Here is a 12789-nt window from a genome sequence, read left to right on the forward strand (position 1 = left end):
CCCTCCTCACTGCATCTGTGTGTGGTAAATATCCGCATAGACCGGACATTGTACCAGCAATTCGTCATGTGTGCCATAGCCCACACACTTTCCGTCGTCCATGACCAGAATGTGGTCAGCATGCTGAATGGAAGTGGCACGCTGGGAGATCATGATCTTTGTCACATCGCCCATTTCCGCCGCCAGCTGCCGCCGCAGTTCCAAGTCGGTGGCATAGTCCAGTGCACTCATACTGTCGTCCAAAATCAGCAGCTTCGGGTGTCCTACCAGTGCACGGGCAATGGTCAGACGCTGCTTCTGTCCGCCGGACAGGCTGCGTCCGCCCTGTGTCACCTTCGTTTCCAGTCCCCTGGAGGTCTGGCTGACGAATTCCCACGCCTGTGCAATTTTGCAGGCATGTTCCAGTTCTGCGTCATCTGCCGCCGCATCTCCCCAGCGAAGGTTTTCCGCGATCGTACCGCTGACCAGAGATGCCTTCTGCGGCACCACGCCGATCACCTGCCGGAGGGAATCCAGTGTGTAGCTGCGGACATCTTCGCCGTAGATTCGCACCGTTCCCTCAGTGGTGTCGTAGAACCGCGGGATCAGGTTGGCAATGGTACTCTTACCGCTGCCGGTACCGCCGATAATGCCCAGCGTTTCTCCTGCCCGCAGGCTAAAGCTGATGTCATGAATGGCAGCCTCACCACCGTCCGGATAGGCAAATGTCACGTGATCGAATGCCAGCACCGGAGCCTGTTCCTGTACCGTCAGAGGCTTTTCGCCGTCTGTGATCTCCGGCTCCTCTGCCAGCACGTCGGAAATTCGCTTGGCAGAAGCCGCTGCCTTATTAAAGGAGATCAGCAGTTCCGCCATACGTACCATAGACAGGGCGATCTGTGTCATGTAGTTGACAAATGCAGTCAGTTCACCCTGTGTCAGATGACCGGTGTCCACGCGAATGCCGCCGAACCACAGCACTGCCACAATGCCCATATTCATAATGAAGAAAGAAGCCGGATTCAGAATCGCACCCACTCTGCCCACGGCAATGGAACGCTTGGCGAACACATCGCAGTCATTCCGGTAGGATTCGATTTCCTCGTCCTGTCTGGAGAACGCCCGAATAACACGGACACCGTCCAGATTTTCACGGGTATGCCGTGCAATGTTGTCCAGTTTGCCCTGATTCTCACCGTAGCGGGGAATCGTCCAGCAGGTCACGCTGTACAGCAGCACGCCGATGATCGGAATGGCGATCAGGAAAATGATGGACAGCTTGAGGTCGATCCGCATTGCCATAATTGCCGCACCGATAATCAGGAACGGGCAGCGGGTCGCTAAACGAATCACCATGTTCAGACCGCTTTGCACCGTATTGGAATCGCTGGTGATTCGGGTGATCAGCGAAGCCGTACCGATACGGTCTACCGCACTGTGCGAAAGGGTGTTCACATGGCGGTACAGTGCCCGCCGCAGTGCCGTGCCGAAGCCGTAGGCACACTTGGAAGCGTAATACTGGCAAATCAAAGCGAATGCCAGTCCGCACGCCGCCAGCAGGAACATTGCCCCGCCCATTTTCCAGATGTATCCGGTATCCCGATTGGCGATACCCACGTCGATCATTTTCGCAGTTACCAGCGGCACGATCAGTTCAAAGATCGCCTCCAGCAGCTTGAATATCGGTCCGAGAATGCACTCTTTCCAATACCCTTTCATATAGGGCAGCAGCCGTCTGACACTGCCCGCCTTTTTTGGTTTCATAGAATCTCTCCTTATTTCTAAGGCAATACCGCACAAAGATTGTGCGACAGATGCGTCGTCAAATTTTTCGTCAGATGAAACAAAAAGCGGAGTGAATACTTGATGTATTCACGAGCATTTTTGTGAAATATGACGGGAAATTTGCAAGCAGATGGCGTGCAAAGTCGCCAGACGCTCTTTGTGCGGTATTGCCCTAACAGATTCGCACATTTCTGTGCAGTGCTTTTCTATTATACCCTATTTTCCCAGCAATTGCAAGCCGATGTTTGATACATTTCTGTTATTCGCAGGAAAAACAAAGGCAATACCGCACAAAGATTGTGCGACAGATGCGTCGTCAAATTTTTCGTCAGATGAAACAAAAAGCGGAGTGAATACTTGATGTATTCACGAGCATTTTTGTGAAATATGACGGGAAATTTGCAAGCAGATGGCGTGCAAAGTTGCCAGACGCTCTTTGTGCGGTATTGCCCAAACCTGTAAAGCAACTTTTCCCATTTTTTCTGTTGTCTGCATAAAAAAATTCCTCCGGTGCAAACTAGCACTGGAGGTGGTTTTGATGAAAACCCAGACAAAACAGAAATCCAGATTCCGCGGATTTTACACAGCCCTTTTCCTGAGCCTGCTGATGATCGGTGCCGCCTGTGTCTTTGCGTACCGCCAGACCAGTCAGACACTGGAGCAGAACCTCAATTCCCTGAACGAACAGATGGAACTGACCGAAGCCGAATCTGAAACCGAACCATACGAAGCCCCTGTTATCGGCGTGCAGACTGACGTGGCGAAGCCCGCAGAAACCACTGCCCCGCCGGCAGCCACCACTGCACCGGCAACAGAAACAGCAGCCACCGCAGCAGAAACAGTTCCGGAAACAGCTCCGCCGGAAGAAGCACCGGTACACCAGCTGACCCCGCCGCTGGCAGACTTTGCGATCCTGAACCCGTTCAGTGACGGCGAACTCATCAAGTCCGAAACCACCGGTACATGGCAGACACACAACGGCGTAGACCTCAGCTGTGCCGCCGGTGCAGACGTTTTCGCCATAGATACCGGTACTGTCAGCAAAGTGTGCAGCGATGCCCTGTGGGGCTATACCGTGACCATTGACCACGACAACGGTGTGACCAGCCGGTACTGCGGTCTGGACGGCTCGCTGGAAGTGCGGGAGGGTGACACGGTACAGACCGGACAGAAAATCGGTGTGACCGGTGCCAGTCCGGACTTGGAGAGTGCCCTGGAGCCGCACCTGCATCTGGAAGTGCAGAAAAGCGGCGTGTATGTAGATCCCACGGCATATTTCGGCTGATTACGGCACACAAAAAACGGGACGATGTTTCCACCGTCCCGTACATATTATTCCGCCTGCTCTGCATGCTCTTCCGGCAGATACCAGTAGGAGTGAAAGCCATGGAGATACGTTCTCGCTCCCTTGGGCATCTGTGTCAGGGCATTGATGATATTGTAATAGTCCCCGATGCCCATCGGAATGGAAGTCGCTCCCAGTATACCCAGAAATCCCAGCTGCGGAAAAATCAGGTACAGCAGGAACGGCACAAATCCGAATATCAGGTTCGGCATCAGGCTCATCACAATAAAATGGCTCTTGCTCATATCCTCCGGTGCAACCACAAACAGCATACCGTTTTTCAGATTGGTGTAGATATACGCCTCTTTCCGGAAGCACACAGCGTGGATAAACTCATGGGGAATCAGGCAGGCAATTGCCGCCAGAATTCCCGCCCAGTATATCCAAAAGTGTTCCAGTATCACATCAAAACCGCCGCGGAGCAGCACAATGGCATACGTCACGATCATAAGCGGCACAGAAAGCAAATTCAAAACCAACCCCAATTTTTTGATGTCGTCAATTTCCTTGAATTTCACCGCATTGGGTTTGTGCTCTCCGTGAGGCAAACTCTCCTCGTTGCCGTCAAATTTGCCTTTCCACATGATTCTCATAAGATTTTCTCTCTCCCTATCAATTGTAATTCCGGAACTGCTCCGGCACAGAGGTGTCAAACAGTTCCCGAATCTTCTCCATGCTCCACACCTGATAGGACGGACCTGTACTGGACGAACAATAGGGCAGTCCATGCTGGGCAGCCAGTTCATCCGTATACATGCTGTAAGGATACAGCCGCAGATTGGATTCCCGCCCGTCGTCAAACTGGGTGATCACCGGCGAAACCTTGACATCTTCAATGGTCACAGAGCCGTCCTCTTTCGCCACAATGTTGAAGTCTGCCAGTTCCCCGATCAGGTTCATGTTGTCCGTCTGGGCAGAAATGAAATTTCCCAGCGAATAGAACACAAAGCCCTGCGTACCGTCCGGACGGGTCAGATATTCCATTGTCTGTGCCACATGCGGATGGGTGCCGATAATCACATCGCCGCCCCAGTCAATGATTTTCTGTGCCAGTGCCTTTACGCCGTCGGTAACGTTGTAGGTATCCTCCACGCCCCAGTGACAGGTCACCACTACCACGTCCGCAATTTCCTTGGCTGCGGCGATCTGCTGCTGGATAATGTCCTCCTGTGAGGTGTACACGATCTCCAGTTCAGAGTTGTCCGGCAGCGAATAGCCATTGGTATTCTCGGTGTAGCTAAGAAATGCCACTGTTTTTCCGTTGAATTCCTTGGTGCGGATATGCTGCTGCATGTCCACATAGTCCCGATAGACTCCGCATGCCAGAATGTCCGGATACTGCTGCATCTTCTGATCCCAGTAGTTCAGGCAGCCGTTCAGTCCGCTTTCACCCTTGTCCAGCAGGTGGTTGTTGCACATGGTGATGACATTGAAGCCCATGCCCACCACGGCATCCCCCAGTTCCACCGGCGAATTGAAGTTGAAATTGGAGCCGGACACCTCGAAGCCGTCGCCGCAGATCAGCGTTTCCTGATTGATGATATTCAGGTCACCGTTGATTAGCGGCTTGATATTGTCATAGCAATAATCGAAATTATAGCTTGTCCCGTCGTTGGAGTGTGCCTGTGCACTCTGATACACGCACTGCTGTACCAGATTGTCCCCCACCGCGACCACGTGAATGGAAGTGTCGCCGCCGGCTTCTGCGGTGGAATCTGCGGTGCTGTCGTCGGACGGCGTTTCACCGCTGTCTGCGGAGCTGTCCGAAACCGGTGCGTTTGCCGGAACTGCCGCACTGTCGTTGATCTCGTTGGTCTTGGAGCAGCCAGCCGCCGCACAAAGGCAGGCGATACCAGTGAGTACTGCCGCCAGCCTTTTCCCGTATATCCAAATGTGTTGTTTCATAAAAGCGTCCTTTCTTCGACAAAATATCCACTTTATTATAGCACATCTCCGGAAAAAAAGCAATCCATTTTGCATCTTTTTTCGAGAAAGCGGCATACTGAAAACAGAACGGCAGTCCTGCCGTGAATCCATTCGGGAGGTTGCCCTATGCAACAAAACCACACAGAGATTTTATTACAACAGACCATTTCGCCGCAGCTTTCTGTCAACCTCAGCAAGATCCGCACCATTGCAGAGGGTTCGTCAGACCTGCTGGTCAACGAATTTGTTCTCAGCGGGCTGCCTGCCGCCCTGCTCTGCTGTGAGGGCATGCTGTCTACGTCCACTATGACGGAACTGATCCTCAAGCCCATTACCGCGATCCGGCTGGAATGCCCTACTGCGGCAAATGTTTTCGCCTTTATCCGGAATCACCAGCTGTATTCTATCGACCGTGCAGAGGCAAGCACCTATGCTGACCTGTTCCGGTTTCTGAACTCCGGCTTTGCCGTGCTGGTGCTGGACGGAGCCGATTCTGCCCTGGTATTCGGGATACAGGGCTACGACAAGCGTTCCGTCAGCGAGCCCTCCGGCGAGGACAACGTCATGGGAGCAAAGGACGGCTTCATTGAAGTTGTCCGCGTGAATATGTCCCTGCTTCGCCGTCGCATGAAAACCCCGCAGCTGAAACTGGAACTGTTTGTCAAAGGTTCCAAAAGCCAGACAGACCTTTGCCTTTGCTACATGGCAGACCGCGTGCCCCAATCCCTAATCGCACAGATCAAGGCACGGCTGGACGAAATGGAACTGGAGTCCATACTCTCCTCCGGCTACCTCCAGCCCTTTCTGGAGAACCGCCGCGGCTGTCTGTTCGACACTGTGGGCACTACCCAGCGACCGGACGTGCTCTGTGCCAAGCTGCTGGAGGGACGCGTCGGGCTGCTAATTGACGGCACGCCTTTCGCACTGGTGATTCCCAAGCTGTTCTGCGAAAGCTTCCAGACTATGGACGACTACTGCTATCGTCCTGCCTATGCCACGCTGGTTCGCTGGATCAAGTACGCCGCCTTTCTGGTGGCAGTGCTGCTGCCGGCGTTGTATGTGGCGATTGCCCTGCACCACCCCGAACTGCTGAACCGCACCCTGCTGCTGATTCTGGCAGATGCCGAGGAAAACGCCCCCATTTCCCTGACTGCCGAAGCAATCGGTGTGCTGCTGGTCTACGAGATCATACGGGAAGCCGGTCTGCGGCTGCCCAAAGCCGTAGGCGGTGCCGTGAGCATTGTCGCCGGACTGATTATCGGGGACGCGGCAGTTGCCTCCGGACTGATCAGCACCCCCATGCTCACCGTCACCGCCATTGCCGTCATTGCCGGCTTCGTCGTGCCTGATCTGGCACAGAGCATCACCCTGCTGCGGCTGGCGTTTCTGCTGATTGCAGGATTCTGGGGGCTGTTCGGCATCAGTCTGCTGGGAGCAGCCGTGCTGTTCAATCTCTGTGCCGGCGAAAGCTTCGGCTTCCCGATCACAGCACCCATTGCCCCGCTGTACAAAAAGGGCTTTCGGGATACCCTGACGCGGGTCAGCTTCCGCAAGATGCAGTCCGGCAGTTTCACCGTGGAGGAATACCATGAATAAACTCCGTTCCAACCAGATCTTTGCGGTTCTGCTGGGCAGTGCCGCCTTTCCCCTGCTCTGCCGCACCGAGCCGTTCACCATTGAGGGCATTTTCGGGGCTGCCATTGCCACCGCGGTACAGCTGCTGCTCTGTATTCCCATACTGCTGCTCTATCGGACAGGGTTCTGTTTTGGCGAATGTGCACGCAGGCACCGCATTCTGCCCCTGTGCTTTATTGTCTATCTGCTGTTTCGCGGCGGAACTTCCTTTGTCCAGTTACAGCAGACCTCACAGGAAATTTCCCTGCCCTTTTCGGAAAAGTTTCTGGCGGCGGCACTGATTGCACTGGTATGTCTGTACACCGTATCGCTGGGGATCCAGACCATTGCCCGCAGCAGCACCATGATTCTGGGAATCCTGCTGATTACGCTGGCGATCATGTGTATTGGTGCCATTCCACAGGCAGAACCGCAGAATCTGGCACTCTCCCCCAACGATACCATTTGGAAAGGCTTTTTCCGCAGCATGACCACCGCAGACGAACTGCCGCTGCTGTTTCTGCTGCTGGACTTTTCCGAGAAGAAAACCTACCGCAGCATTGTGCCGGTATGGGTGGGAAAGTTCCTGCTGGGCAGCTATCTTTCCGTGCTGGGCATGGCAGTGCTGGGCAGCCGCATGGCAAAAGCCAGCCACCCGTTTTTCGCCATTGTTTCCGTTTCCCAGCCCCTGAGCACCCAGCGTGCTGATGCCCTTTATATCTTGGTATTCGTCATGCTCTGCGTGCTGCGAATCACGCTGTTCGCCGTGCTGGCGGCACATCTGTTAAGGCTGTGCTTTCCGAAGCTGCGTTACACCAGTACCCTCTGTCTGCTGTCTATGCTGGGCATTGCGGGGGCAGCTTCAAAAATTTCTGTTTCCGGTATCTGGGAGTTCTGATCCGGTTCTGCTGCTGGCAACGCCCGAAAGGAGGAACTGTTTCCTATGAAATATACCATTGCATTTCCGGCTGGATTGACTGCGGCAGTCCTGCTGCTCTGCACCGGCTGTGCCGCCACCCAAGTGCGGGACAGGGCATATCTACAGGCGATCGAACTGCGATCTCCTGACACGCCGACGGTACTGCTGCACGACTTTCACGAATCAAAAGCGATTGCCTACGGCAAGGGCAGTTCCGTTTCTCAGGCAGTTGCCAACGCCGCCGTTCCGGTAGGAAAAACACTTTTTCTGGGGCATCTGGAACTGATCGCCTATGAAGATCCCGCATTTGGAGAACAGCTGGACGATCTGATGCAGCAGTACCGCCTGTCCCCCGCCTGCAAGGTGGCATGTTCCGCCGACGGCATCACCCTTGCACAGGAGGACACCATCAAAACCGTAGAACAGCTGCGGCAGGCGGAACACGCCGGACAGCTTCCGGAAACCGATCTGTTCACCATTCTGCGGGAATGGGACACAGCTTCCGGCACGGCACTGGTTCCCCTGATGACAGAGGACGGATTTTCCGCCGCCATCGCAACCAAAACGAACCTCTCCGCTGCCCTTTCTCCAGATGCGGTTTCCGGACTCTGCTGGCTCCGCGGGGACAACTATCCGGAACAGTTCTCCACAGAAAGCGGCAGCTACGCTGTTTCGTCTGCCAAAACACAGCTTTCCGCGGAAAAACTGCCGGACGGATTCCACGTCACCGCCGCCATTTTCCTAGAGGGCGATGGGGATTTTGAAGCGGCATCACAGGAAATCACAAAGCTGTGTCAGGCGGCATTTCGGGAAACCGTTTCCGAGCACCACGCAGACGTGTTCGATGTGGAGCCGTGCCTTTGGAGCCAGTGCTACAAGGATATGGAACAGAGCGACTGGAAAACTGCCGCAGGGCAGATGCACTTTTCCGTACAGGTCAACCCGCACAAGAACATGCTCTGAAATCAAAAAGGACGCTTCCGCCGAAACGGAAACGTCCTCTTTTTATGCAATCACGCAATTATTTTTTATGCCAGAAAAAATGTTCCTTACTTTGCAGCCTTCTTGATGCGGTCTTCCAGCTTATCCAGCTGTTCATACAGAGCAGCCGGAATGTTGCCGCCCTTAGCCTTGATGTCTTCATCATAGTATCTACGCATCTCGGTGATCTCAGATTCCCACTTATCCATATCCAGCTTCAGCAGGTCTGCGATGTCATCGGAAGTGAACTGCTTGCCCTCGTAAACCAGACCGTCAACGTTGATGTCCTCAGCCTTCGGCTCATAGCCGATCGGAGTTTCAACAGCGTCTACAGTGCCTTCGCAACGCTTGATGATCCAGTCCAGAACACGCATGTTGTCGCCGAAGCCCGGCCACAGGAAGTTGCCTTCATCGTCGGTCTTGAACCAGTTTACGTTGAAGATCTTCGGAGCCTTGTCGCCCAGCTTTTCGCCCATTTCCAGCCAGTGTGCCCAGTAGTCACCTACGTTGTAACCGATGAACGGCTTCATAGCCATCGGGTCGTGACGCAGAACGCCGACTGCACCGGTAGCAGCTGCGGTTGTTTCAGAAGAAACAGCAGAACCCATATAGGTGCCGTGTGTCCAGTCGAAGGACTGATATACCAGCGGAGTGGTAGATGCACGACGACCGCCGAAGATGATTGCGGAGATCGGTACACCTTCCGGATTGTTGAATTCCGGAGAGAGGCACGGGCAGTTCTTTGCCGGAGAGGTGAATCTGGAGTTCGGGTGAGCCAGCTTGCCGCCTTCAGCGATGAATTCCGGACCATTTACCTTCTTGCCAGTCCACTCAGTTGCGTCAACCGGCGGATTCTTATCCAGCTTTTCCCACCAAACAGTGTTGTCTGCATTGTTCAGAGCAACGTTGGTGAAGATCGTGTCAGACTTGGTGCAAGCCAGAGCGTTCGGGTTGGAGTGGTCATTGGTACCCGGAGCAACACCGAAGAAACCATTCTCCGGATTGATTGCATACAGTCTGCCGTCCTTGCCCGGCTTCATCCAGGCGATGTCGTCGCCGACTGTGAATACCTTATAGCCATTCTTCTTATAACCCTCCGGCGGGATCAGCATAGCCAGATTGGTCTTACCGCAAGCAGACGGGAAAGCAGCAGTGATATACTTGGTTTCGCCGTTCGGCTTCTGAACGCCCAGGATCAGCATGTGTTCAGCCATCCAGCCTTCGTTCTTGCCCTGGAAGGAAGCGATACGCAGAGCGAAGCACTTCTTGCCCAGCAGAACGTTGCCGCCGTAAGCGGAGTTGATGGACCAGATCGTGTTTTCTTCCGGGAACTGTACGATATAACGCTTTTCCGGATCAACATCTGCCTTGGAGTGCAGACCACGAACGAAGTCGTTGGAGGTGTCACCCAGATTCTTAAATGCATCTGCACCCATACGAGTCATGATGTTCATGTTCAGAACAACATAGATGGAGTCAGTCAGCTCAACGCCAACCTTTGCCAGCGGAGAACCGATCGGACCCATAGAATACGGGATCACGTACATGGTTCTGCCCTTCATTACGCCGTCATACAGCGGAATGAGCTTTGCCTTCATTTCTTCCGGATCCATCCAGTTGTTGGTCGGACCTGCACCTTCCTTTGTCTTAGAGCAGATAAAGGTACGATCCTCTACACGAGCAACGTCGTTCGGGAGTGTGCGATGATACAGACAGCCCGGCAGCTTGTCCGGATTCAGCTTGTACATCTTGTCATGGTTGCCTTCCGGCAGAGAAGTTACTTCTTCTGTCAGTGCATCCAGCTGTTCTTTAGAGCCGTCGATCCATACGACCTTAGCCGGCTTTGTCAGAGCGACCATTTCGTCAACCCACTGCAGCACATTCTTGTTGTTAGTCAATGCCATTGGTACTACCTCCTGATAATTTGCAGCAATCTCATTGCATGCTTTTTTTGGGGAACTTCTTGCAAAATTCTCCAACACTTTTATTATACCCAAATTCGCATGTCATGTCAAGCAGTTTCTGCAAAAAGCCACTAATTTTCAAAATACGTTCACGAAACAGAATCATCTGTTTTCGACACGTGGACAAAATATGGCAGGTATCCAACAGAATTACCGGCGGCAGTTCAGGCACTGTGCAGACATTTTCGAGATTTTCAAAATCCCCGTTTACATTCCGCCAAAACTATGTTATAATATAGGGCAACACCGCACAAAGTATCAAACATTATCATAAGGAGAACCCTCATGCAGACAATACAAACCGCATTCACCCTCGGAAAGACCGCCCTGCCCCGCACGGCAATTCTGGCACCAATGGCAGGCGTTGCCGACCGTGCCTACCGGCTGCTCTGCCGCAGCTTCGGGGCAGCTGCCACCGTCAGCGAAATGGTTTCTGTCAAGGGGCTGTGCTACGGGGACAAAGGCTCCGCAGAACTCTGCACCATTACCGAGCCGGAACGCCCCATGGGCTTGCAGCTGTTCGGCAGCGAGCCGGAATTCGTAGGAAAAGCCGCCGCACTGGTGCAGCAGTACGAACCGGACTGGATCGACATCAACATGGGCTGTCCGGTACATAAGGTAGTTGCCACCGGTGCAGGAAGTGCCCTGATGCGGAACATTCCGCTGGCACAGGAGATCGTGCGGGCTGCCGTGCGGGAGAGCAGCGTACCGGTCACAGTCAAGTTCCGGCTGGGCTGGGACGAGAACAGCATCAACGCCGTCCCCTTTGCACAGGCAATGGAAGCTGCCGGTGCCGCCGCAATTACCGTACACGGCAGAACCAAATCCCAGCTGTACAGCGGCAAAGCCGACTGGAACGCCATTCGGGAAGTCAAGCAGGCAGTGTCCATTCCCGTCATCGGCAACGGCGATGTGCAGACTGCGGCGGACTGCCTTGCACTGTATGAGCAGACCGGCTGTGATCTGGTCATGGCAGGACGGGGCACCTATGGGAATCCGTTTCTGTTTCGGGAGATTCAGGCGGCAATGTCCGGCGAACCGGCAGTGCCGCCTACGCTGGAAGAACGCATGGAAACCATGCTCCGGCATGTGCGGCTGATTCTGGAATGCAATCCCCAGAAGCCGCCGGAGATCGCCATTCGCGATGCCCGAAAGCATGCGGCGTGGTACATGACCGGACTCTATGGGGCAGCACAGTTTCGGGCAAGATGCTACCACCTGGATTCTTACGCCGCCGCACAACAGCTGGCGGAAGATTTTTTGCAGCTGCAAAAACAGCACCATGAAAAATAGAAAAACACGAAAGGCAGTGGGAAAGAATTCCCGCTGCCTTTTTTAGAATTATTCCATGAGAAAGAGAAACTACCCCTGCACTGCTTCCCGCTTTTTCCAGCTGACAAACCCGTACAGGTCATTCAGAAAGAAAATCGCAAAGTTCACTGCCACCGGGATATACGCCGGATTTTTCAGCGATGCCAGCACCCACAGCACGATCAGCACAATATCGTTCATGGCATACCCCAACGCATAATAAGAGGAACGCAGCATGGTCAGCGATGCCGCCAGAAAACTGGTGGTAACGGAAATGGTACTGAACACGATATTCGGCGTATCCAGCACGTGCAAAATGTAGCAGAACGCCGCAGTTACCGCCACGCTGAAAACAGAAAGCCCCGCGATATGTTTCCGGTTCAGCTTCTGGATCTCCACTTCGTTTCCGTTTTTTGACGGGTTCCGGATCCACGTGATCGTAGACCAGACCGCCATGGGCATGGTCATGCCCAGATAAGTAATCATCTCACCCCAGTAGCGGAACCGCCACGAAATGATACCGTACAGAATGCTGAACACGATCATCAGAATCTGTGCCCAGACGTTTCCCTTTGCGGCAAAGATCAGCGAAGTAATGCCCACACAGACGGCAACCAGTGTCAGAACGTCCACACTGCCGGATACCAGATTGGAAAGAATGACGATCAACAGCGATCCCAGCCAGAGGAGCCATTCCTTTTTGGTAAGGTCTTGTATTGGATTATGCATCAGAGATCTCCTTTATGGCAATACCGCACAAAGATTGTGCGACAGATGCGTCGTCAAATTTTTCGTCAGATGAAACAAAAAGCGGAGTGAATACTTGATGTATTCACGAGCATTTTTGTGAAATATGACGGGAAATTTGCAAGCAGATGGCGTGCAAAGTCGCCAGACGCTCTTTGTGCGGTATTGCCTTATATATTATATTTTGTGTTTGTGCTGAAAATTTCTCCGGTTCCAAT

General features: G+C 53.5%; 11 protein-coding genes. 5 read left to right on the forward strand and 6 right to left on the reverse strand.

All coding sequences use genetic code 11. The features are described 5' to 3' along the window. Positions 1 to 6: 6 nt before the first annotated feature. Entirely contained in the window at positions 7 to 1743 is a 1737-nt protein-coding gene (locus DXB92_RS04550) for an ABC transporter ATP-binding protein (RefSeq protein WP_242986604.1), read from the reverse strand. A gap of 387 nt (positions 1744 to 2130) precedes the next feature. Then, the gene (locus tag DXB92_RS14270; protein WP_276713118.1) at positions 2131 to 2259 is read right to left on the reverse strand and encodes a hypothetical protein; all 129 of its coding nucleotides are present in this window, start codon (positions 2257 to 2259) and stop codon (positions 2131 to 2133) included. 43 nt (positions 2260 to 2302) lie between these two features. On the opposite strand from DXB92_RS14270, the gene DXB92_RS04555 reads away from it, so the two are divergent. Then, entirely contained in the window at positions 2303 to 3049 is a 747-nt protein-coding gene (locus DXB92_RS04555) for a M23 family metallopeptidase (protein ID WP_181976901.1), read from the forward strand. A gap of 47 nt (positions 3050 to 3096) precedes the next feature. On the opposite strand, the gene DXB92_RS04560 is transcribed toward DXB92_RS04555, so the two are convergent. Beyond that, complete coding sequence (locus tag DXB92_RS04560) at positions 3097 to 3702, reverse strand: DUF3267 domain-containing protein (protein WP_117732728.1); 606 nt, start codon at positions 3700 to 3702, stop codon at positions 3097 to 3099. Positions 3703 to 3721: 19 nt separating this feature from the next. Then, positions 3722 to 5014 carry a CapA family protein gene (locus DXB92_RS04565; RefSeq protein WP_181976902.1) on the reverse strand — a complete coding sequence of 431 codons (1293 nt, stop codon included), beginning with the start codon at positions 5012 to 5014 and terminating at the stop codon, positions 3722 to 3724. Between the two features lie 147 nt (positions 5015 to 5161). Between DXB92_RS04565 and DXB92_RS04570 the strand changes: the two genes are divergently transcribed. Genes DXB92_RS04570 through DXB92_RS04580 form a run of 3 tightly spaced genes read left to right on the forward strand, consistent with a single transcriptional unit; the run spans position 5162 to position 8531 of the window. Beyond that, positions 5162 to 6631 carry a spore germination protein gene (locus DXB92_RS04570; RefSeq protein ID WP_021681221.1) on the forward strand — a complete coding sequence of 490 codons (1470 nt, stop codon included), beginning with the start codon at positions 5162 to 5164 and terminating at the stop codon, positions 6629 to 6631. Next, the gene (locus DXB92_RS04575; protein ID WP_021681220.1) at positions 6624 to 7547 is read left to right on the forward strand and encodes a GerAB/ArcD/ProY family transporter; all 924 of its coding nucleotides are present in this window, start codon (positions 6624 to 6626) and stop codon (positions 7545 to 7547) included. Before DXB92_RS04570 ends, DXB92_RS04575 begins: the two co-directional genes overlap by 8 nt. Positions 7548 to 7592: 45 nt before the next feature. Further along, on the forward strand, positions 7593 to 8531 hold the full coding sequence (locus DXB92_RS04580; RefSeq protein WP_117732732.1) for a Ger(x)C family spore germination C-terminal domain-containing protein: 939 nt from the start codon (positions 7593 to 7595) through the stop codon (positions 8529 to 8531). A gap of 86 nt (positions 8532 to 8617) precedes the next feature. Here DXB92_RS04580 and DXB92_RS04585 read toward each other — a convergent pair whose 3' ends face one another. Further along, positions 8618 to 10483, reverse strand: coding sequence for a phosphoenolpyruvate carboxykinase (GTP) (locus tag DXB92_RS04585; RefSeq protein WP_276713125.1), 1866 nt, complete (start codon positions 10481 to 10483; stop codon positions 8618 to 8620). 315 nt (positions 10484 to 10798) lie between these two features. Here DXB92_RS04585 and dusB point away from each other — a divergent pair, with 315 nt between their 5' ends. Continuing rightward, positions 10799 to 11806: a tRNA dihydrouridine synthase DusB gene (gene dusB / locus DXB92_RS04590; protein WP_117732734.1), complete on the forward strand. Its 1008-nt coding sequence runs from the start codon at positions 10799 to 10801 to the stop codon at positions 11804 to 11806. Between the two features lie 69 nt (positions 11807 to 11875). Here the strand turns inward: dusB and pnuC are convergent, their stop codons facing one another. After that, positions 11876 to 12553, reverse strand: a complete 678-nt coding sequence (gene pnuC, locus DXB92_RS04595; RefSeq protein ID WP_117732736.1) for a nicotinamide riboside transporter PnuC — start codon at positions 12551 to 12553, stop codon at positions 11876 to 11878. Positions 12554 to 12789: the final 236 nt, after the last annotated feature.

Origin of the sequence: Ruminococcus sp. OM06-36AC, from assembly GCF_003438725.1 — a bacterium.
In the GTDB taxonomy this organism is placed as follows: Bacteria; Bacillota; Clostridia; order Oscillospirales; family Ruminococcaceae; genus Ruminococcus_C; species Ruminococcus_C callidus.